17 protein-coding genes and 2 pseudogenes are annotated in these 20662 nt (G+C 71.9%); 7 read left to right on the top strand and 12 right to left on the bottom strand.

Going from position 1 to position 20662, the window contains the following annotated elements:
* Positions 1 to 2525: pseudogene (locus ACZ47G_RS08165) on the bottom strand (hypothetical protein); the annotation flags it as partial.
* Between the two features lie 554 nt (positions 2526 to 3079).
* Entirely contained in the window at positions 3080 to 3523 is a 444-nt protein-coding gene (mce, locus tag ACZ47G_RS08160) for a methylmalonyl-CoA epimerase (RefSeq protein ID WP_465740645.1), read from the bottom strand.
* A gap of 254 nt (positions 3524 to 3777) precedes the next feature.
* Here mce and ACZ47G_RS08155 point away from each other — a divergent pair, with 254 nt between their 5' ends.
* The 3 genes from ACZ47G_RS08155 to hemC all read left to right on the top strand — a co-directional run bounded on the left by ACZ47G_RS08155 (position 3778) and on the right by hemC (position 7591).
* Positions 3778 to 4971: an acetyl-CoA C-acetyltransferase gene (locus ACZ47G_RS08155; protein WP_350504354.1), complete on the top strand. Its 1194-nt coding sequence runs from the start codon at positions 3778 to 3780 to the stop codon at positions 4969 to 4971.
* Between the two features lie 115 nt (positions 4972 to 5086).
* Positions 5087 to 6043: a methylmalonyl Co-A mutase-associated GTPase MeaB gene (gene meaB / locus ACZ47G_RS08150; protein ID WP_465740644.1), complete on the top strand. Its 957-nt coding sequence runs from the start codon at positions 5087 to 5089 to the stop codon at positions 6041 to 6043.
* Between the two features lie 621 nt (positions 6044 to 6664).
* Positions 6665 to 7591, top strand: a complete 927-nt coding sequence (gene hemC, locus ACZ47G_RS08145; RefSeq protein WP_465740643.1) for a hydroxymethylbilane synthase — start codon at positions 6665 to 6667, stop codon at positions 7589 to 7591.
* Here hemC and ACZ47G_RS08140 read toward each other — a convergent pair.
* The 3 genes and pseudogenes from ACZ47G_RS08140 to ACZ47G_RS08130 form a co-directional block, all read right to left on the bottom strand.
* Positions 7588 to 8502, bottom strand: a pseudogene (locus ACZ47G_RS08140) (hypothetical protein); the annotation flags it as partial. The gene hemC and the pseudogene ACZ47G_RS08140 overlap by 4 nt on opposite strands.
* 130 nt (positions 8503 to 8632) lie before the next feature.
* Positions 8633 to 9190 carry a hypothetical protein gene (locus ACZ47G_RS08135; protein WP_465740642.1) on the bottom strand — a complete coding sequence of 186 codons (558 nt, stop codon included), beginning with the start codon at positions 9188 to 9190 and terminating at the stop codon, positions 8633 to 8635.
* A 13-nt stretch (positions 9191 to 9203) separates the two neighbouring features.
* Positions 9204 to 9626: an ATP-binding protein gene (locus tag ACZ47G_RS08130; RefSeq protein ID WP_465740641.1), complete on the bottom strand. Its 423-nt coding sequence runs from the start codon at positions 9624 to 9626 to the stop codon at positions 9204 to 9206.
* A 196-nt stretch (positions 9627 to 9822) separates the two neighbouring features.
* On the opposite strand from ACZ47G_RS08130, the gene ACZ47G_RS08125 reads away from it, so the two are divergent.
* From ACZ47G_RS08125 to ACZ47G_RS08115, 3 genes are all read left to right on the top strand, one after another.
* The gene (locus tag ACZ47G_RS08125) at positions 9823 to 10554 is read left to right on the top strand and encodes an XRE family transcriptional regulator (RefSeq protein ID WP_465740640.1); all 732 of its coding nucleotides are present in this window, start codon (positions 9823 to 9825) and stop codon (positions 10552 to 10554) included.
* Positions 10541 to 11008, top strand: coding sequence for an NUDIX hydrolase (locus ACZ47G_RS08120; protein WP_465740639.1), 468 nt, complete (start codon positions 10541 to 10543; stop codon positions 11006 to 11008). Before ACZ47G_RS08125 ends, ACZ47G_RS08120 begins: the two co-directional genes overlap by 14 nt.
* Before the next feature lie 196 nt (positions 11009 to 11204).
* Positions 11205 to 12065, top strand: a complete 861-nt coding sequence (locus ACZ47G_RS08115; protein WP_465740638.1) for a hypothetical protein — start codon at positions 11205 to 11207, stop codon at positions 12063 to 12065.
* A 15-nt stretch (positions 12066 to 12080) separates the two neighbouring features.
* Here ACZ47G_RS08115 and ACZ47G_RS08110 read toward each other — a convergent pair whose 3' ends face one another.
* From ACZ47G_RS08110 to ACZ47G_RS08090, 5 genes are all read right to left on the bottom strand, one after another.
* Positions 12081 to 12596: a MarR family winged helix-turn-helix transcriptional regulator gene (locus ACZ47G_RS08110; protein ID WP_465740637.1), complete on the bottom strand. Its 516-nt coding sequence runs from the start codon at positions 12594 to 12596 to the stop codon at positions 12081 to 12083.
* 40 nt (positions 12597 to 12636) lie between these two features.
* A complete protein-coding gene (locus ACZ47G_RS08105) occupies positions 12637 to 13434 on the bottom strand; it encodes an AIM24 family protein (protein ID WP_465740885.1) in 798 nt (265 codons plus the stop codon).
* A gap of 260 nt (positions 13435 to 13694) precedes the next feature.
* Positions 13695 to 14345, bottom strand: coding sequence for an AIM24 family protein (locus tag ACZ47G_RS08100; protein WP_465740636.1), 651 nt, complete (start codon positions 14343 to 14345; stop codon positions 13695 to 13697).
* Positions 14345 to 14983, bottom strand: a complete 639-nt coding sequence (locus ACZ47G_RS08095) for an AIM24 family protein (RefSeq protein WP_465740635.1) — start codon at positions 14981 to 14983, stop codon at positions 14345 to 14347. The genes ACZ47G_RS08100 and ACZ47G_RS08095 overlap by 1 nt, the downstream gene beginning before the upstream one ends.
* A gap of 73 nt (positions 14984 to 15056) precedes the next feature.
* Positions 15057 to 15854 carry a DUF2127 domain-containing protein gene (locus ACZ47G_RS08090; RefSeq protein WP_465740634.1) on the bottom strand — a complete coding sequence of 266 codons (798 nt, stop codon included), beginning with the start codon at positions 15852 to 15854 and terminating at the stop codon, positions 15057 to 15059.
* 245 nt (positions 15855 to 16099) lie between these two features.
* On the opposite strand from ACZ47G_RS08090, the gene ACZ47G_RS08085 reads away from it, so the two are divergent.
* The gene (locus ACZ47G_RS08085; protein WP_380452961.1) at positions 16100 to 16417 is read left to right on the top strand and encodes a DUF3817 domain-containing protein; all 318 of its coding nucleotides are present in this window, start codon (positions 16100 to 16102) and stop codon (positions 16415 to 16417) included.
* Positions 16418 to 16529: 112 nt separating this feature from the next.
* Here the strand turns inward: ACZ47G_RS08085 and ACZ47G_RS08080 are convergent, their stop codons facing one another.
* Positions 16530 to 18152, bottom strand: a complete 1623-nt coding sequence (locus tag ACZ47G_RS08080) for a M4 family metallopeptidase (RefSeq protein ID WP_465740633.1) — start codon at positions 18150 to 18152, stop codon at positions 16530 to 16532.
* A gap of 510 nt (positions 18153 to 18662) precedes the next feature.
* Positions 18663 to 20291 carry a M4 family metallopeptidase gene (locus ACZ47G_RS08075; protein WP_465740632.1) on the bottom strand — a complete coding sequence of 543 codons (1629 nt, stop codon included), beginning with the start codon at positions 20289 to 20291 and terminating at the stop codon, positions 18663 to 18665.
* Positions 20292 to 20662 lie beyond the last annotated feature (371 nt).

Genomic DNA, 20662 nt, shown 5'->3' with positions numbered 1-20662 from the left:
GTGCGGACGCGGTCGGCGTAGGCCTCGGCGTCGGTGCGCTGGGCGGTCGTCTCGGCGGCGGTGCGCTCGGTGAGTTCGACGGCGGCCTGCTCCGCCTCGGTGCGGACGCGGTCGGCGTAGGCCTCGGCGTCGGTGCGCTGGGCGGTCGTCTCGGCGGCGGTGCGCTCGGTGAGTTCGACGGCGGCCTGCTCCGCCTCGGTACGGACCCGACCGGCGTACGCCTCGGCGGCCTCGCGGACCTCGGCGGTCTCCCGTGCCGTGCGCTCGGTCAGCTCGGCGGCGTCCTGCTCGGCCTGCTCGCGGGCGGTCCGGGCGGCGGCCAGCTGCTCGGCGGTCTCCTCGCGCTCGCGCTGCAGCCCGGCGGCGGCCTCCTCGTGCTCGCGCCGGCTCTCCTCGCGCAGCGCGTCGGCGGCGGCCTCGGCCTCGGCCCTGGTCCGGGCGGCCTCGGTGTCGGCCTCGGTGCGCACCCGCTCGGCGTCGGCGACCGCGGCGTCCCGGACGGCGTTCGCCTCGGCCTGCGCCTCGGTCGTCAGGGCCTCGGCGGCGGCGGTCGCCTCGGAGCGCACCCGCTGGTCGAACTCGGCGGCTTCGCGCCGGAGTTCGGCGGTCTCGCGCTCGGCGGCGGTGCGGTTCTCGGCGGCTGCGGCCTTGGCGGCGGACAGGGCGTCCTGGCCCTGCTGCTCGGCCGCGGAGGTGATCTTCCCGGCCTCGGCGCGGGCCCGGGCCAGGGTCTGCTCGGCCCGGCCCTGGGTCTCGGCGGCCTGCTCCTGGGCCTGCTCGCGCAGCCGCTCGATCTCCCCGGCGGCACCCGCGCGCAGCTCGTCCGCGTCGGCCTTGGCCCTGGTGAGCAGCTCCTCGGCGTTCTTCGCCGACTCCTCGATCTGCAGGACGGCCTGGCGGCGGGCCTCGCTCCGGACCCGGTCGGCCTCGGCGGCGGCCTGGGCGCGCAGCTCCTCGGCCTCGGCGCGCAGCCGGGCCGCCTCGTCCTGCATCTGCTCGATCCGCTCGCGGATCGCGGCGGCGTCGTCCAGGGCGGCGTTCTGGGCCTGCTCCACGGCGGCCTGGGCCTGCTCGCGCAGTCGCTGGGCCTCGGCGTGCGCCTCGGCCCGGATCCGCTCGGCCTCGGCGGCGGCCTCGCCGCGGGCGGCCTCGGCGTCCTGGTTGGCCCGGCCGAGCACCTCCTCGGCGGTCTTGGCGGCCTTGGCGAGGTGGACGGTGGCGTCCTTGGCGCCGGCCGCCCGGCCCTGCTCCTCGGCCTCGCCGCGCAGCCGCTGGGCGTCGGCGTCGGCCTGGGCCCGCAGCTCCGCCACGTCCCGGTCGGCCTGGGCGCGCAGCTCGGCGATCGCGGCCTCGGCCTCGGCCTTCAGCTGGGCGGCGACCGACTCGGCGGTGGCCCGCAGCCGCTCGCTCTCCTCGGCGGCGGCGGCCTTGGCGGCGTCCGCCTCGGCCTGCCTGGTGGCCGCCTCGGCCCGGACGGCCTCCGCCTCGGCGCGGATCGCCTCGGACTCCTTGGTGGCCTGGGCGACCAGCCGGGCGATCTCGGCCCGGGCGGTCTGCGAACGCTGCTCGGTGGCGGCCTCGCCGTCGGCGACCTTGCGCACGGCGGCGGCCTCGGCGTCGGCCTGGAGCTGCTCGGCGGCCTGCTCGGCCTGGGCACGCAGCTCGGTGGCCTCCCGGCGGGTGCGCTCGGCCTCGGCGATCGCCTCGGCGCGCAGCCGCTCTATCTCGGTCTTCGCGGCGCCGAGCTGCTGCTCGGCGCGGGCCTGCTCGGCGGCGGCCTGCTCCTTGAGCCGGCCGATCTCGGCCTGCGCGGCGGCCAGCTGCTGCTCGGCGGCGGCATGGGCGGCGGCCAGCTCCTGCTGGGCCTGGCCGCGGGCCGCGTCCACGTCGGCGGCGGCCTGGGCGCCGGCCTGCTGGGCGTGCTCGGAGGCGGCGCGCAGCAGTCGCTCGGCGTCGTTCTGGGCCTTCTGCAGGGCGGCCTCGGCGGCGGCCTGGGCCTCGCCGCGGGCGGCGTCCACGTCGGCGGCGGTCTGGGCGCGGGCGTGGTCGGAGAGCGCGGCGGCCTCGGCGCGGGCTGCGGCGACCATCCGCTCGGCCTCGGCGCGGGCCTCCTGCAGCAGGCGCTGTGCCTCCTGCTCGGAGCCGGCCCGGGTCTGCTCGGCCCAGCCGTTGACGTGCTGCTCGGCGGAGCGGCGCAGCTCGGCGAGCTCGTCCTCCAGCTGGCGGCGGCGGGCGGTGAGCTCGGCCTCCAGCCGGGCGGTGCGCTCGGCGGCCTCGGCCATGATCCGCTGGGTGGCGGCCTGGGAGTCGCGCAGCTGGCGCTCGGCGTCGGCGCGCAGCTGCTGGGCCTGCATCTCGGCGGTCCGGAGCATCTGCTCGGCCTGGCCGGAGACGGCGTCGAAGGCGCGCGGCTGGGCAAGCATGCGCCGGGACTCGTGCAGCTTGGCCCGGAGCACCTCCACCTGGTAGGCGAGGTCCTCGGCATGCTCGACTGCCTTGTCCCGCTCCTTCCGAGTCCGACCCATCTCGGCCTCGAACTGGGAGAGGTGATCGTCAACCTCGTAGCGGTCGTTGCCCCGCACTCCGCGGTCCCATCCATCTCCTGGTTGCGTCCTCGACCCGGCCGGTCCGGGGTTCCCGTGTAGCGGGAGCCGGTCCGACTGGTCCTTGCATCCGCAGCCACCGGACGACCCCGTGCCAAGCCGGGGGCGTCCGCCGCGGTCGTCGGAGTCCTGGCCACGGGAGCGCGGGTGTGCCGCGTTCCCCCGTCCGGGTGGACTCCTGGGCGAACTCTTGCCTGTGGAGAATGGTGACAGATCCGTCTTGCGACTGTGCAGCCGTGCCCGCGTACTGGACTCCCCTGCGACGGGCCGACCACCGGAGGGCGGACGGGCCTGTCATCGGCCGTGCCCGTCGGCTCCGTCCCCCGGAGTCTTCGCGCACCTGGGCATTGTAGTGGGAGCGCACCACGGGGGAATGGCCACGTAGGGGTTTTCCGGCCCTCGGACCACGTTACTGACGGGTCGCTAGGGGCCGAATCCGGTGCGCCGCCCGGGGCGGGCGGCCCACCGGGGTGGTTTCAGTGCTCTTCGGGCTCGCCCGGCAGGGCCGAGGTGACCAGCTCGGTCAGCACGCCGCCGCAGTCCTTCGGGTGCAGGAAGGTGATCCGGGAGCCCATCGAGCCGATCCGCGGCTCGTCGTACAGGACCCGCACGCCCTTGCCGCGGATCGCCTCGGCGTCACCGTCCACGTCGGCGGTGCCGAAGGCGATGTGGTGCACGCCCTCGCCGTTCTTCTCCAGCCACTTGGCGACGGTGGAGTCCGGGCGGGTGGGCTCCAGCAGCTGGAGGTACGAGGCGCCGCCGTCGTCCGTCCCGTTGATCCGGAGCATCGCCTCGCGGACGCCCTGCTCCTCGTTGACCTCGCTGTGGAACACCTCGAAGCCGTAGGTGGTGCGGTAGAACTCGACCGTCTTGTCGAGGTCCCGGCAGGCGATGCCGATGTGGTCGATTCGGGTCAGCACGGTGACCTCCAGGGCGGTGGACGGAAAGTGGCACCCAGTGCAGCGTACGGTCCGGAGCCGGCGCCAGTGCCGGAGGTGCGAGCCTGCTCACACACCGGCTTTCACCCGGACGTTCACCCGGACCGTGTTGACACGGTGTTGACTGGAAGGTGCCAGTGCGCTCGATCACACCGTCGCTCCGGTGACGGGCGGAAAACGGGTCAGTACCCTGAGCGCATCCTCACCTGGCCACGACGTGCGAAGGGGCCCGTCCCATGACCAACACCACCTCAGTGATCGTTGCCGGTGCACGGACCCCGATGGGTCGCCTGCTCGGCTCCCTCAAGGGCTTCTCCGGTGCCGACCTCGGCGGCTTCGCGATCAAGGGCGCGCTGGAGCGGGCCGGCATCACGGGTGAGCAGGTCCAGTACGTGATCATGGGCCAGGTGCTGCAGGCCGGCGCCGGCCAGATCCCGGCCCGCCAGGCGGCCGTCAAGGCCGGCATCCCGATGAACGTCCCGGCGCTGACCATCAACAAGGTCTGCCTCTCCGGCCTGGACGCCATCGCGCTGGCCGACCAGCTGATCCGGGCCGGCGAGTTCGACATCGTGGTGGCCGGCGGCCAGGAGTCCATGACCAACGCCCCGCACCTGCTGCCGAAGTCCCGCGAGGGCTACAAGTACGGCGCGGTCGAGGTGCTCGACGCGATGGCCCACGACGGCCTGACCGACGCCTACGAGAACATCCCGATGGGCGAGTCCACCGAGAAGCACAACACCCGCCTCGGCATCCCGCGCGAGGTGCAGGACGAGATCGCCGCCGCCTCCCACCAGCGGGCCGCCAAGGCGCAGGCCGACGGCGTCTTCGAGGCCGAGATCGTCCCGGTCGCCATCCCGCAGCGCAAGGGCGAGCCGGTGCTGTTCAGCCAGGACGAGGGCATCCGCGCCGACACCACCGTCGAGGGCCTGGCCAAGCTGCGCCCGGCCTTCACCAAGGACGGCACGATCACCGCCGGCACCTCCTCGCAGATCTCCGACGGTGCCGCCGCGGTCGTCGTGATGAGCAAGGCCAAGGCCGAGGAGCTGGGCCTGACCTGGATCGCCGAGATCGGCGCCCACGGCAACGTGGCCGGCCCGGACAACTCGCTGCAGTCGCAGCCGTCCAACGCGATCAAGCACGCGCTGGGCAAGGAGGGCCTGGAGGTCTCCGACCTCGACCTGATCGAGATCAACGAGGCCTTCGCGGCCGTCGCCCACCAGTCGATGAAGGACCTCGGGGTCTCCGCCGACATCGTCAACGTCAACGGCGGCGCGATCGCGCTCGGCCACCCGATCGGCATGTCCGGCGCCCGCGTGGTGCTGACCCTGGCGCTGGAGCTGCAGCGCCGCGGCGGCGGGGTCGGCGCGGCCGCGCTGTGCGGCGGCGGCGGCCAGGGCGACGCGCTGATCGTGCGCGTGCCGAAGGCCTGATCTGCTCCGTCCCGACCCCGGGGCTGCGGACCGCCACGAGTGGTCCGCAGCCCCTTCGGCATCCGCCCCCACGGCAGCTGCCGACAACCGCCGGCATCTGTGCAAGGAGATCCCGATGATCGATGTCGCCACGCTGGTCGAGCAGGCGCGGGAGGGCCGGCCGCGGGCGGTCGCCCGGCTGATCACGCTGGTCGAGAACGCGGCCCCGCAGCTGCGGGAGGCGATGGCCGCGCTCGCGCCGTACACCGGGCAGGCGTACACGGTGGGCCTGACCGGCTCGCCCGGGGTCGGCAAGTCGACCTCCACCTCGGCACTGGTCTCCGCCTACCGGCGGCTCGGCAAGCGGGTCGGGGTGCTCGCCGTCGACCCGTCCTCGCCGTTCTCCGGCGGGGCGCTGCTGGGCGACCGGGTCCGGATGCAGGACCACGCGACCGACCCGGAGGTGTTCATCCGCTCGATGGCCACCCGCGGGCACCTGGGCGGGCTGTCCTGGGCGGCGCCGCAGGCGCTGCGGGTGCTGGACGCGGCCGGCTGCGAGGTGATCCTGGTGGAGACCGTCGGCGTGGGCCAGTCCGAGGTCGAGGTCGCCGCCCAGGCGGACACCGCCGTGGTGCTGCTGGCCCCCGGGATGGGCGACGGCATCCAGGCCGCCAAGGCGGGCATCCTGGAGATCGGCGACGTCTTCGTGGTCAACAAGGCCGACCGGGACGGCGCCGACGCCACCGCCCGGGAGCTCAACCACATGCTGGGCCTCGGCGAGGCCCGCGATCCGGGGGACTGGCGCCCGCCGATCGTCAAGACCGTCGCGGCGCGCGGCGAGGGCGTGGACGAGCTGGTCGAGGCGCTGGAGAAGCACCGCGCCTGGCTGGAGGAGCACGGCGAACTGGCGGCGCGCCGCCGGCGCCGGGCCGCCCAGGAGATCGAGGCGATCGCGCTGGCCGAGCTGCGCGCCCGGATCGGCGACCTCTCCGGGGACCGCCACCTGGCGGGCCTGGCCGAGCGGGTGGTCAGCGGCGAGCTGGACCCGTACGGCGCGGCCGACGAGCTGGTGGCGGGGCTGACCGAGAGCTGAGCCTCGCACCCAGGGCTCGATTATTGGGTGGGTCGCCGAAACGGGTGCTAATCAACAACTCCGCCTGAACTCCGTAGCCCCGTTGCCGCTCCGGCAAAGCTGGAGCGGCAACGGGGCTATTCGGCATCTCTCGCCCTCTATGTGCAGGCGCCGCATTGCTGATTTCCCCACCCGCCCACCCGCCCACCCTCTTCCAGTCCACGTAAAGGCGACGGCGGCCCCGGCCAAAAATTGGCCGGGGCCGCCGAAACCAGAAGCGAGCCCTGCCCCCTCGTCGTGCATATCTTGTTCTGCGTAGGAAGTCGGCATTGCCGACTTCCTACGCAGAACAAGGGAAGACTGCAGAAATGATGGATTCTGTCAGGGGCTGGCGAGTTTCGTTCCGCTGCCCTGCCGGACATGTCCGGCAGGGCAGCGGACAAGGAGCTCCAAGTACCCAGCAGGCCCGGAAAGCTATGGCGCATGACGGTGCAGTGGTCGGTGCGGGCGCCGATGCGGATGGTCCGGGTGGTGTCCAGCACAAAGGGCTCCTTTCATGATTCCGACATAACGTCGGAAAGTGGGCGTGTTCGATGTGGGTAGCATGCGGTCAACATCTCGTCAGATGCTGGGAGTTGGCGTATGAGCACACTGGTGGTGGGGTCGCGGGCCAGTCACTTGGCGCGGGCCCAGGTCAGGGAGTTCCTGGCGCCGCTGCGGGAGCGCTTCCCCGACGTGGTCTTCCGGCAGCGGGTGATCACGGAGGCCGGTGATCAGGACCGCAAGTCGGCTCTCAGGGACGTGTCGGAGCGCGGCGGTGGCTCGGCGTTCTCCGTGAACCAGGTGGACGCGCTGGTGTCGGGCGAGGTCGATGTGATCGTGCACTCGCTCAAGGATCTGCCGACCGCGAACCCGCCGGGCCTGGTCCTGCTGCCCCCGCCTACTCGTGCCGACGTGCACGACGCGTTGTGTGGCTCGACCTTGGCCGACCTCCCGTTCGGCGGCAGGATCGGCACCTCGGCGTCGCGCCGGATCGCCCAGCTGTTGCACCTGCGCCCGGACCTGGTACCGGTGGAGATCCGGGGAAACGTCCCGACCCGGCTCGGCAAGCTCAGGACACAGCGGTTGGACGCGGTGGTCCTGGCAGCTGCCGGGATCAAGCGACTCGACCGCGGCGAGGAGATCAGCGAGATCCTGCCGATCGAGCAGTTCCCACCGTCGCCCGGCCAGGGCGCCCTGGGCATCCAGATCAGGGAGGACAACGAGCTGGCCCGCCGGATCCTGGCCGGGTCCGGCGACCCGGTGACGGACGCCGAGGTGCGGGCCGAGCGGGCGATGCTGGCCGAGCTGCACGGTGGGTGCTCGGTGCCGGTCGGTGCCTTCGGCAGGGCCTCCGGCGATGTGCTGACGCTGCACGGGCAGGTCACCTCCGTGGACGGCAGGCGGCAGGTGGAGGCCCGGCTCTCCGGCCCGCTGTGCGAGCCGGAGAAGCTGGGCATGCAGGTGGCCGGCCTCCTGCTGGACCAGGGTGCGGAGGGCATCCTGGCGGAGGTCCGGCCCGCTGCTTAGGCGCGGAGGCGGGCCAGGTCCAGGGCCGCGTAGGTGACAATCCGCTCGGCCCCGGCCCGCTGGAGCATGGTGAACACCTCCGCCAGTGGGCGGAGATCCCGCTTCCCGGTGACCGGGTCGAGCGGCGCGAGGCGCGTGTACTCGCCGGAGACGGAGAACGGCATAAGCGGCGCCGGGGTGCGGCGCTTGAGGGCCGTGAGGATGTCCACCGACAGCATCCCGGGCTCCAACAGCAGCATGTCCGCCCCCTCACCGAGAAATGCGAGGCCGGTGTCCACGGCGCTCTCGGGGCTGCGGGGGCTGATCTGGAACGGGCGGCGGGCACCGGAGGCAGGGGTGGTCCGCATGGTGGTGCGGTAGCCCTCGTAGAGGGCGGAGTCGAAGATCAGGTGCGGCATGGTCGCCACGTCGCGGTGGCCGGCCTCGTCCAGGGCCTGGCGCACGGTCCAGGTCGTGCCCCTGGTCATCGCGGCAGGGCCGACGATGTCGGCACCGGCCCTGGCCTGATTGACGGCCTGGGCGGCGGTCAGTGCGGCCGTCGCGTCCAAGTCGATCCGGCCGCCGACGGTCAGGTGGCATTCGCCGGTGTCGGTGTGGCCGCACAGGCAGTTCTCCGTCATCACCGCCATGCCGGGCTCGGTGTCCTTGACGGCGTGGATGGCCCGCACCATCAGGGAGTTCGACGCGACGGCGCCGGAGGCCTGCGGGTTCCGCTCCAGGCTGTTGGCGAACACCTTCATCGAGCGGATACCGACGGCGGCCAGGTCCCGCACGGCCTGCGGGATCTCGGCGACGGTGACGGTCGGCATCGGCCGGTCGACCTCCTCACCGTCCTCTCGAACCAGCAGGACCATGCTCAGGTCGGACGCGGTGAGCTCGGGGCCCTCCAGGAAACTGCGGACGGCCGGGCGGCCGTGGAGCCGGCCAGTGGTGGTGGCGTGTGCGGCGGTGTGCCGGGTGGTGGTCGTCCTCTCGGTCCATGGTGTGCGGCGCCGGGCGGGTGTTGCTGTGCAGGAAGTCGGCGGGGTCGACTTCTGATGGCTACGGGTGGGTGGCTTGGGTGCGGCAGTGGGTGAGGGCGGGTTTGATGCGGGGGTCGGGGCCCGGTTCGGCGGCGAGGAGTTCGCCGACCATGACGAGAGTGGTCCAGTAGGTGGTGGGGTCGCCGGTGGCGGGAAGAGGGCGGGCGGCGGTGAGGGAGAGGTAGGCGGCGGTGAGGTTGCCGGTGGTGAACCAGCGGGCGAGGCCGTGTTGGTGGCCGGCGCGGATGCCGCCGAGGGCGTCGATGGCGGTGAGGAAGTGGTCGACGATGGCGAGTTCGGTGGCGGTGAGGGTCTTGGGCACGTCGAACACCCCGAGGGCTTCGAGGAGTTCGCCGGTGTCGTTCTCGGTGGCGGGTCGGGGGTTGGCGAGGAGGGCGTCGTAGCAGTCGTTGAGGCGGATGGTGGTTTCGGCGAGGGGGATGTGGAGGGCGAGGCAGACGGCGCGGGCGGCGGGGAGCGGTTCGCCGGTGCGGCGGGCGAGGATCGCGTAGGCCTCGGCGGGGGTGTGGCCTCGGTCGAGGGCGTGGCGGGCGAGGGTGGGGAGGGGAGGCTGCATCGGGGGTGCGCTTTCAGGCGAGGGTGAAGGCGGGGGCGACCAGAGCCCAGACGAACTTGCCGATGCCACCGGCCCGGGGGCAGCAACCCCAGCGCTCAGACAGCTCGTTGACGAGGAAGAGGCCGCGCCCGTGCTCGTCGGAGAGGGCGGGGGAACGCAGGGAGGGGCGTCCGGTTCCGGCGTCGTGGACTTCGAGTCGGAGGCGGTCGTTGATGAGGGCGAAGCGGATTTCGATGAGGCGGTCGTCGGGGGCGTCGGTGTGCTGGACGGCGTTGGCGAAGAGTTCGCCGAGGAGGAGTTCGGCGATGTCGCGGTAGCGGTCGCCGGCGGGGAGGGCCGCGAGGTAGGCGCGGAGCAAGTGCCGGGCGAGGGGGGTGGATTCGATGCAGGAGTCGAGGCGAGCGGCGAACGCGAGGGGGCGGCGGGAGATGGGCATGAGGTCCTCGAAGGAGAGAGGAGGCAGCTGAAAGGCTGCCGCATCTGGCACGCTCGAATCGTCGGCCAACCTGCCGGGACGTCATACTGCGTTTGCGGGACATTTGGGACGTCTGGCTGGTAGACCTTGAAACGTCCCTCACGTGGAAGGTCGGCCGGTGAACAGCCCACTCCGTGACGCAATGGCCCGTGCGAACATGACCTCGTCCAAGCTCGCGCGGGCGTGCGGTGTCGATCCCAAGACCGTCGACCGATGGCTGGCGAACCCCTCGCGCGAGCCCCATGCGAGACACCGCTCGGCGGCCAGTCAGGCCCTCGGCGAGGAGGAAAGCGTGCTCTGGCCATCCGTGCGGCAACTGGTGAAGTCGGGGCCGGATCGGGAGCTGGTGCAGATGTACCCGTATCGGTCGGCGGCGCCAGCCTCGCTGTGGCGTCAGTTGATAAGAGGGGCGACCCGGGAGTTGACGTTCGCCGGGTATACCAACTACTTCCTATGGCTGGAGCACGCGAACTTCGGCAGCCTGCTGCGGCAGAAAGCGGCGGCCGGCGTCCAGGTCCGCTTCATCCTGGGAGAGCCCGGACATCCAGTCACTCGTCAGCGGGAGCTGGAGGAGGACGTGCCGCTGAGCCTTTCGACCCGGATCGAGGTCACCCTGTCCGAGCTGGCCAAGCTGCGGGACGCTCCGGTCGGGGCGCGATACGAGACTGCACACGTCTCACTCAGCGTCTTCCGCTTCGACGACGACATGATCGTCACGCCGCTACTGCCGGGTAGGATCGGCCATGACGCTCCAATGATGCACCTCAGGCGGGCCCAGGACGACGGCGTGTTCGATCGCTTCGTGGGCCACGTCGAGGACTTGTGGGCGAAGGGGCGGGACGTATGGACGATCCCGGCGGCGGAGGTGGTGGGTCGTGCCCAGGCGTGACTACGAGGATGACCCCAATGCTCCCGAGGCGAACTCGCTGGTCCCGGCTGCGTCCGTGGTCGTGGTCGACGATGCGGGCCGCGTTCTGCTCCAGCGGCGCACCGACAACGGGATGTGGGCGCTGCCGGGCGGCAAGATGGACATCGGGGAGTCGCTCGCCGGTTGTGGCATTCGCGAGACCCGTGAGGAGACCGGGATCGACATCGAGATCACCGGGATCGTCGGCACCTACACCGACCCGGGCCATGTGTTCGCCTACGACGACGGCGAGGTCCGCCAGGAGTTCTCCATCTGCCTCCTCGGGCGCCCGCTGGGTGGGGAGTTGCGGGTGTCCGACGAGTCCCACGAGGTGGCGTGGTTCACCCCGGCCGAGACGGACGGGCTACCGATGGTGTCGAACATCCGCAAGCGGCTGGCCGACTGGCGCTCCGGGGCGATCCCCGTGGTGCGCTAGCTACCTTTTGGTCATGGTACCGAAGGCCCCCACCGCACCGTCGCACCCCCAGGTGCGCGAACTCCTGGAATGCGCCCGTCCCTTGGCGACCGGTCGCCGGAGCTGACCAGTGGTGAGAGCTGCGCAAGCGGTTGACACCCAGCGTAGTTACTGTGCTACTTTCCGCATCATCAACAGAACATAGGAGACCCCGGCGGTGGTGGAACACCCCGGGGTCTGGCACCAGGAGACACAACTCCAGATGCAGATTCATCGTAGCGCGCACTCGCGCTCGTTCACCGTCCTTCCCAACGGCTTGTTGCAGGACCGGCGGTTGAGTTTCACCGCCCGTGGCCTGCTCGCCGATCTGCTCTCCCGCCCGGACGGCTGGCGCGAGGACGGTCGGCAGATGGCGGACAGCAGTCCGCAGGGGCGGGGCGCCGTCCGGCGGGCGCTCAAGGAGTTGAAGGACGCCGGGTACTACCGGGTCGACACCGTCCGGATGTCCAACGGGACCGTCCGTTCCGAGGCCCATGTCTTCGACACCCCTCAGTCGGCACCGGTTGTCCCGCGTCCGGCCGCCGGTGAGCGGGGTGCCGGCGGCGCTGTCGCCCCTCCCGTAAAGAACCCGGGGGAAGAACCCACCCTCCCGGATGAGCGGATGTGCGCAGCCGTGGCCACACTGTTCCGGGTGATCCGGCCCGAACCGCGTCTGTGCCTCGGCGAGGCCGAGGCGCAGACGCTGGCTCCCCTCGTCGCCCGGTGGCTGGAGCGGGGCAGCAGTGAGGCCGAACTGGCCGTCGCACTGCTCCCCGGGCTGCCGCAGCCGATGCACTCTCCGGCGGCGATCCTCCGCGATCGCCTGCAACGCAAGATGCCACCCATCCGAGCACGTCAGGTCGCACCCGCAGAGTGCGCCATGTGCCACGATCCGGTGCCCCGGCCCGGGATCTGCCGTGCGTGTGCGGGCTTGGGCGCGAGAACCGTTGCTGTCGGCACCGGGGCCGTCGCCACGCCCAGCGGCGTTGCCCGTGCCCGCGCGGCCTTGCGCGGACACGGGCTGGTCGTGGCGACGTAGGGGCCGCCGGTCGGGCTAGGAGCGGCCGCGGAGGCCGCGCAGGTGGTCGGCGACGGGGGCCAGAGCCTCGTAGATGGCGTCGAGCTGCTCCGGGGTGAAGCGGTCGATGAAGTGGGCCCGGACGCTGCGCACGTGGTCGGGGGCGACCCGCTGCATGGTCTCCCAGCCCTGCTCGGTGAGGTGGGCGTAGAGGCCGCGGCGGTCGCCGGGGCACTCCTGGCGCAGCACCAGGCCGGCGTTCTCCATCCGGGTGATCTGGTGGGAGAGCCGGCTCTTGGACTGCAGGGTGGCCGTCGCGAGGTCGGTCATCCGCATCCGGTGGTCGGGCGCCTCGGAGAGCACGACCAGGATCTCGTAGTCGTTGATCGCCAGGTTGTGGGGCTGGAGTTCGCGGCTGAGCTGGTACTCCAGCAGCTTGGCGACCTCCAGATGGGCGCGCCACATCCGCTGCTCCCTGGCGGTCAGCCAGGGAGTCTCCTCCCCGGGCTGCGACGGAGGGTTGTCCGCAGTGTCGATCGTGTGCGCATCCATGGGGACCAGCATAGCCGATTTAGTTCAATGTTGTACGAGTTTACAGGCCGAAACGCCGTCCGATCTCGCCCAGGTTACCGAGGCCGGGCGCATGGGGCTGGCCGGCGCCGTGCGGCTGGGGCGGCACCCCGCCGCCCGGGACGCCCGCCTCGGCGTCCACCCGGCCGACCGACCGCTCGGCCATCAGCTTCTCGCTGGACTGCACCAGCACCTGCCCGGCGCCGATGAACTCGAACTGGTGCTCCTCGCCGGAGGCGCCGCCGATGCCGGTCAGCCGCCGCAGGCCGCCGACCACCCCGTGCAGGTAGTCGTGGTCGTAGTGGTGGCACGGCGCCGGGCAGTCCGCCCAGCCGACCAGGGCCTGCGGGTCCACCCGGACCGGCGGCTCCACGAAGTGCACCGGGCCGTTGGAGGCGGCCACGAAGCGGCCGGTGCCGATCAGGGTCAGGAAGCCCGGGATGATCGACTGCTTGAGCCGCAGCGTCGGGTCGAAGGCGAGCAGGTTGCCGGAGCGGACGGTCAGGTTGCCGTCGTCCAGGTCGTAGGAGTTGAGGTCGAAGGCGCGGTCGGCCAGCAGCAGCCGGCCGCGGCCCTGGGCGACCACCCAGTCCGCCGCGTGCAGCGGCGAGTTGAAGTGCTGGCCGAGCACCCGGTCGACCATTCCGGCGCCGACGCCGCGGAAGGTGATGTCGCCGTAGTAGGCGACCATCTTGCCCTTCTGCAGGAAGTAGGAGCCGTTCAGCTCGACGGCGAAGGCGTACGGGTTGACGTTGTCGTTGACCGGCAGGGTGTGCGCGTCGTACACCACCGGGCCGGTGCCGCCGTGGGCGGTCGGCAGCGGGGCCTGGACGCCGCCGAACTGCTCCTGGGCGTAGGACTGTTGGGCGTACGGCTGCTGGTCGTACGGCTGTTGGGCGTACGAAGGCCGCTGGCCGAACGGCGGCTGGGGCGCCGGCTGCGGCTGGTAGGCCGGCGGCGGGGGAGGCGGCGGCGGGTGGTCCGCGGAGCGGCCGTAGTCCGGCGGCACCGTGAAGCCCGGCTGGGTCGGCTGGTCGTGCGGCGACTGCCCCCCGTACGGCGGCTGCGGCGGGTGGGACATCAGAGCTTCTCCTCGCTCGCCTGGACGTACGCCGTGCCCTGCCCGGACAGCTCCAGCTGGAACGCCTCGCCCGAGCCGCGGCCGATCATCTCGCGCCAACCGATCGCGGTGGACAGCTTGTTGCGCACCTCGCCGCGGTGCGCCACGTACGCCTGCGGGTCGACGTGCACCGACTGGCCTGGGGTGATGGGCAGTTCGAAGACGCCGCCGTGGGCCATCACCGCGACCGCGCCGTGCCCCTCCAGCCGGGTGGTGAACAGGCCCTGCCCGCTGACCTGGCCGCGGACCATGCCCATCACCCCGCCCTGCGAGCCGAGGAACACGGTGGACTGGCGCAGGGTGCCCTCGAAGGCGAGCAGCCGGTCCGCCTCGACGAACAGGGTGTCGCCGGTCAGGTCGATCACGTGCACGTGGTGGCCGCCGTGGCCGAACATCACCCGGCCCTGGCCCTCGACCGTCATCAGCGGGGTGTCCTCGTTGGCGACCCGCCGGCCGATCATCGACATCACCCCGCCCTGGCCGCCGGTGATGTTCGGGGTGAAGCGGACGTCGCCGGTGTACCCGAGCATCGCCCCGCGCTGGCTGAACAGCCGCCGGCCGGGCACCACCTGGGCCTCGACCATCTTGCCGTTGATCCGGGTGAAGCCCATCAGACGTCACCCCCGAGGGTGACCTTCTCCGAGGGCTGGACGTACACCAGGCCCTCGCCGGTGAACTCCACCTGGACGGCCTCGCCGCCGCCCTCGCCGATCACCGTGGTCCAGCCCGCGCCGGACTTCACGCTGCGGTGCAGGTCGCCGGTGTGCGCGATGTACGCGCCCGGGTCGACCCGCAGCGGCATGTCCTTGCCGACCCGCAGGATGACGGCGGGCCCGTTGGAGGTCACCGCGGCCCAACCGTGGCCCTCCACCTTGGTGGTGAAGAGGCCGTTGCCGGAGGAGACGCCGTTCAGCCCGGTGAAGCTGGTGCCGGTGTGCAGGCCGGCCTCGGTGCAGAGCAGGTTGTCCGCCTCGACGTAGAGGGTCTCCCCGTCGAGGCGGACCAGGTTGATCTCGGTGGCCTTGTCGGCGAAGTAGCAGGTGCCCTGCCCCTTCACCTCCATGACGGTCATCCGTTCGCCGGTGATTCTGCGGGTGACCATGCCCCGCAGGCCGTCCCCGCCGCCGGTCAGCTTCTTGAAGGTCATCTGGCCGGTGTAGGCGACCATCGAGCCGTGCCGGGCCTTGACGGCGTCCCCGCCCAACTCGACGGCGAGGACCCGTGATCCCTGGAGTCTGAACTGTGCCACGGCCGCAATCTATCCGGCGCGGTGGTGGTGGGGGAGAGGGCGTGGACGAACTGCTACCGGTTCGGGACAAACCTCAGTGGCGTGCGTGCGCCCCGTGGCCGGGCTGCGGGACCGTTCCGGCCGCCTCCTCGACCTCCAGCAGCGAGGCCGAGTGGCGCTCCGCCTCGAAGGCCGCCGCGCCGCCGCGCAGGCCGAACAGCCGCTTGGAGAGCATGATCCAGAGCACTGCGGCGATGTTCAGGGCCAGCGTGCAGATCTTCACCGCGCTGACGTGCTCGTGCAGCTCGTAGCCCTCCAGCGGGAGGAAGGCGGCGGTGGCGACCACGGTCAGGTACTCGGCCCAGCGCCGGCCCAGCCAGAGGCCGACCGCCTCGACGATCTCGATCAGCGCGTAGGCGATCATCGCGCCCGCGACGATCAGCAGGGTCTTCTTCTCGTAGCCGAAGGTCTTGCGGATCGTCTCGACGATCGGGGCGTGGTCGAGGTCCCAGTGGAAGTGGTCGGCGACCGGCTTGAAGACGGTGAGGTCCTCGTCGAAGATCCGCTGCACCGCCTCCTGGCTGTTGGAGAACTTCCAGACGCCCCAGGCCATCAGGATGATGATCACGCCGCGCAGTACCCGCTCGACGGCCAGGAAGCGCAGGATGAAGAGATCCCGCAGCGCCTTGCCGCGCGGCACCAGCGGCGCGTTCGCGGCCGGGCCGGAGCCGTGCGGGGCGCCGAGCGCGAAGTCGCCGCAGCGCAGGCAGCGCCAGGCGTCGCCGAGGGCGGTGGCGGCGTGCAGCCGGCCGGCCAGCTCGGGCTCGGTCGGCCGGTAGGTGATGTGGCCGCGCTTCGCGCAGGTCCTGCGGTCCCAGTCGCGCTTGAACATGTGGTGGCTACCCCCGTGTGCGATGCCGTCGGCGCCCGGTTCGGTGGGCGCGCGGGCAGCAGGATAGGGGGTGCGGACGACGCTTCGCCGCATCCGGCCGGGTTCTGGCGCGCGGCTGTGACATCCGGCACGGTGGCCACCCCCGGCCCGGGGTTCGGACATGTGCTCGGTGATAATGACCGGAAGGCTTGTGAGTCGCTTCACAAGCGTGCCCACGCCGCCGACCCCGTACAGAGGTATCCAACGTGAACAGCAGCGCCGTCCACCGCCTGCGCCTGATCTCCGCCCCCGAGGGGATCTCCTTCATCCTGCTGCTGATCTGCTCGGTGCTGAAGCGGACCACGTCCTTCGACGCCGTGCCGGTGATGGGCATGGTCCACGGGATCCTGTTCATCCTGTACGTGGTCTTCTGGATCCAGGCCTGGCAGACGCAGAAGTGGGACGCCAAGCGGGGCGTCCTGCTGTTCGTGCTCTCGGTGCTGCCGTTCGGCGGCTTCGTCGCCGAGCGGATGCTCGGCCGCGAGGAGCGCGGGGAGCTGCGGCCCGCCGCCGCCTCCGCCTGATCCCGCCGCCTCTCCTGCCTCCGCCCGGCTCCGTGCGGGCGGTCGACAGGCTGCCACGGCCTCCTCTCCCAAAGGGCCGCGGCAGCCTGTCGCCGTTTCTCACCGGGAGTGGCTAGTTGACGTTCACCCCGCTCCAGGCCGCGCCCACCGCCTGGTACTCGGCGCCGGTCGCGCCGTAGAGGTCGGCCGCGGCCTTGAGGGTCGCGGTGCGGGCGGCCTTGTAGTTGGTGGTGGAGGTCATGTAGGTGGTCAGCGCGCGGTACCAGATCGCGGCCGCCTTGTTCCGGCCGATGCCGGTCACCTTCGAGCCGTTGGAGGTCGGGCTGTTGTAGCTGACCCCGTTGACGACCTTGGCGCCGCTGCCCTCGGACAGCAGGTAGAAGAAGTGGTTGGCGACGCCCGAGGAGTAGTGGACGTCCTTGTTGCCGACCGTGGAGGACCAGTAGTCGGCCGAGGCGCCGTCCTTGGAGGGCTTGTCCATGTAGCGCAGCGGCGTGCCGTTGCCGTTGATGTTGAGCTTCTCGCCGATCAGGTAGTCCGGCGGGTCGGCGGGCAGGTTGGCGTACCACTCGACCATGGTGCCGAAGATGTCCGAGGTGGCCTCGTTGAGTCCGCCGGACTCGCCCGAGTAGATCAGGCCGGCGGTGGCGGAGGTGACGCCGTGGCTCATCTCGTGGCCGGAGACGTCGATGGCGGTGAGCGGGTGGGTGTTGCCCGAGCCGTCGCCGTACGTCATGCAGAAGCAGGAGTCGTCCCAGAACGCGTTGACGTAGTTGGTGCTGTAGTGGACGCGGCTGGCGGCGCCGACGCCGTTGTTCTTGATGCCGTTGCGGCCGAAGGTGGTCTTGTAGAAGTCCCAGGTCGCGGCGGCGCCGTACTGGGCGTCCACCGCGGCGGACTCGCGGTTGGACGGCGAGCCGTTGCCCCAGGAGTTGCTGCTCTTGCTGAACAGCGTGCCGCTGCCCGAGGTGCCGCCCTTGAGGTCCGTGGTGGACTGGTTGCCCCGGGAGGCGTCCTTGAGCGAGTAGGTCGAGCCGCTCTGGGTGGTGGTCAGGGTGACGGTGCCGACGTTGACGCCCTTGCCGGTGCCGGTCGCGGTCATCACCTGCTCCTGGCTGGAGAGCACCGCGCCGGTCGCGGCGTCGGTGACCACCTCCTGGCGGCTCGGGGTGCCGTCGGCGCGCAGGCCCTCGACGGTGGTGCGGTACGCCAGCCGCGGGCTGCCGTCGGCCGCCCAGACCACCAGTGCGGCCGTCCCGGCGCCGTCCACCCGGCTGAGTGCGGCCTCGTCCTCGTCGGCGGCCAGGCCGACCGTGGCCCGCACCGCCGCGGTGGCCCGCTCGGCGGCCTGGCCGGCGGTGAGGTCCGGGGTGGTGGCGGTCAGGGTCAGCCGGCCGTCGAAGGCCCGGTCCACCGAGGCCACCGAGCCGTTCGGGCGCTGGTGGACGACCAGGTCGCCGCCGATGACCGGCAGGCCGGCGTAGGTGCGCTCGTAGCGCAGGTGCCGCGTGCCGTCGGCGTCCACCAGGGCGTCCTTGACGACGAGCCGCTCCTCGCTGCCGAGGGCCAGTTGCTGCGCGAGCGGGGCGCTCTGTGCGGCGGCCAGCGCGAGCGGGGCGGCCGACGGCGGGCCGGGTACGGCCGCCTGGGCGGCGGGCAGGGCGGCGATCTGGACGACGCCGGCCAGCAGTGCGGTGGCGGAGAGTACGGCGGGGAGGGTCAACTTTCGCTTCATGGAGGCCTGTTCCTTCCACGAGACCCGCGGGTGCCTGCGGGTGCGCCGCGTACCGGGGCGCCGGGGGTGGCGCCGTTGGGGGCGGTAGGGCGCGGACGTGCGGCTCCCGTGCGGCTTCTGACGCCCTGCCGGTTGGGTGGGGGTGGCGGGGTGTCGGGCGGGAGCTTGGTCATAAGCATGACAATCGAGCCCGGGGAGGGACAGGGTGCACGCACGGATTGGCCAGGAGTCGCCAGGGCCGGTGCGGATGGTTCGGATGCCGCCGGTTGTCCGGTATCGGCCGGTTCGCGCCGGCTGGCGGGACTCCGCCAACCGGCGCCGCTTGACAGCGGACGGGCCGGCGCGGGCCGGGCGGCGGCGGGTCGCTACGGGCGGGACCGGCGCGGGCCGGGCGGCGGTGGGTCGCTACGGGCGGGACCGGCGCGGGCCGGGCGGCGGTGGGCGCGGACGGACGCCCGGGGCCTGCCCTCCAACGGGGCCCCGGGCGTCCTGCTCACCTTCCGCCGTGGGTCAGTTGACGTTCACGGCGGTCCAGGTCGCGGCGACCGCGCTGTACTCGGCGCTGCCGGCGCCGTACAGGTCGGCCGCGGCCTTCAGGGTGCCGGTGCGGGCCCCCGCGTAGTTGGTGGTGGAGGTGAAGTAGGTGGTCAGCGCGCGGTACCAGATCGCGGCCGCCTTGTCCCGGCCGATGCCGGCGAGGGTGGAGTTGTTGTACGTCGGGCTGTTGTAGCTGACGCCGTTGACGGTCTTGGCGCCGCTGCCCTCGGACAGCAGGTAGAAGAAGTGGTTGGCGACGCCCGAGGAATAGTGGACGTCCTTGTTGCCGACCGTGGAGGACCAGTAGTCGGCCGAGGCGCCGTCCTTGGAGGGCTTGTCCATGTAGCGCAGCGGCGTGCCGTTGCCGTTGATGTTGATCTGCTCGCCGATGAGGTAGTCCGGCTTGTCGGCGGGCAGGTTGGCGTACCACTCGACCATGGTGCCGAAGATGTCGGAGGTGGCCTCGTTGAGGCCGCCGGACTCGCCCGAGTAGTTGAGTCCCGCGGTGGCGGAGGTGACGCCGTGGCTCATCTCGTGGCCGGCCACGTCCAGCGCGGTGAGCGGGTGGGTGTTGCTGGCGCCGTCGCCGTACGTCATGCAGAAGCAGGAGTCGTCCCAGAACGCGTTGACGTAGTTGGAGCCGTAGTGGACCCGGCTGGCGGCGCCGACGCCGTTGTTCTTGATGCCGTTGCGGCCGAAGGTGTTCTTGTAGAAGTCCCAGGTGACCGCCGCGCCGTACTGGGCGTCCACGGCGGCGGACTCCGCGTTGGAGGCCAGGCCGTTGCCGAAGCTGTTGGTCGTGTTGGCGACCAGCGTGCCGCTGCCGGAGGTCTTGCCCTTCAGGGTGTAGGTGGCCTGGCCGCCGCGGGTGGCGTCCTTCAGCTGGTAGGAGGTGCCGCTCTGGGTGGTGGTCAGCGGGACGGTGCCGACGAAGACGCCCTTGCCGGTGCCGGAGGCGGTCTGCACCTCCTCGTGGGTGGAGAGCACCTGGCCGCTGGCCGCGTCGGTGACCAGCAGCTGGCGGCTCGGGGTGCCGTCGGCCCGCTCGCCCTCGACCGTGGTGCGGTAGGCCAGGCGCGGGCTGCCGTCGGTGGCCCAGACGACCAGCTCGGCCTTGCCGGTCTGGTGCACCGCCGTCAGCGGCGCCTCGTCCTCGTCGACGGTGATGCCGACGGTGGACTGCACGGCACCGGTGGCCTGGGCGGCGGCCTTGTCCGCGGGGATCTGCGGGGTGAGGCTGGGCAGCGCGAGCGTGGCGCCGACGGCCTTGTCGACGGCGGTGGTGGTGCCGTCCGCCTTCTGGTGCACGACCAGGTCGCCGCCGAGGACGGGGAGTCCGGCGAGGGTGCGCTCGTAGCGGAGGTGGCGGGTGCCGTCGGCGTCCACCACGACGTCCTTGGCCACCAGTTGCTCCTGGCCGCCGAGGGCCAGGGCGTGGGCGACCTTGCCGGCCTGGCCGTTCGCCTGGACGAGCAGGTCGGCGAGCTGCTGGGTGCTCCGGGCCTGCGGGGCGGGGCCGGCCTGGGCCGCGCCGGCCTGGACGACACCGGTGAGCAGTGCGGTGGCGGAGAGTACGGCGACTGCGGCGAGCTTTCGCTTCACGGACGAGTCCTTCCGGGAAACCGCGTGTGGGCGCGGTCGCGCCGCGTCCCGGGGGCCGGGTTCGGCACCTTCGGGGCGGGACGGGCGCTGACGTGCGAGGACCCCGAACGGTCAGGCGGCTGCCACCGGTTGGGTGGGGGTGGTGGCGGTCGAACGGGGTTGGCGGAAAGCATGACAATCGAGCAAATCAAATGACAGGTCTTCCTCATGAATTGGCCAAGTCCCGCCAAGGAGAAGGATTGTGAACGGAAGGACAAACCGGGATCTTCCGCCCGGACTTTCGGCGGGTTTCAACTCGAACCGAGGCCTGGTACCGGGGCGTTCGGGCGTTCGACGGCCAACCCCGTTGCGCCGGGCGCCCGTTGCCGTCC

This window comes from Kitasatospora sp. NPDC030952, from assembly GCF_055571335.1.
The sequence above is the reverse complement of the archived record's forward strand: the minus strand, read 5'-3'. Positions and strand labels throughout refer to the sequence as shown.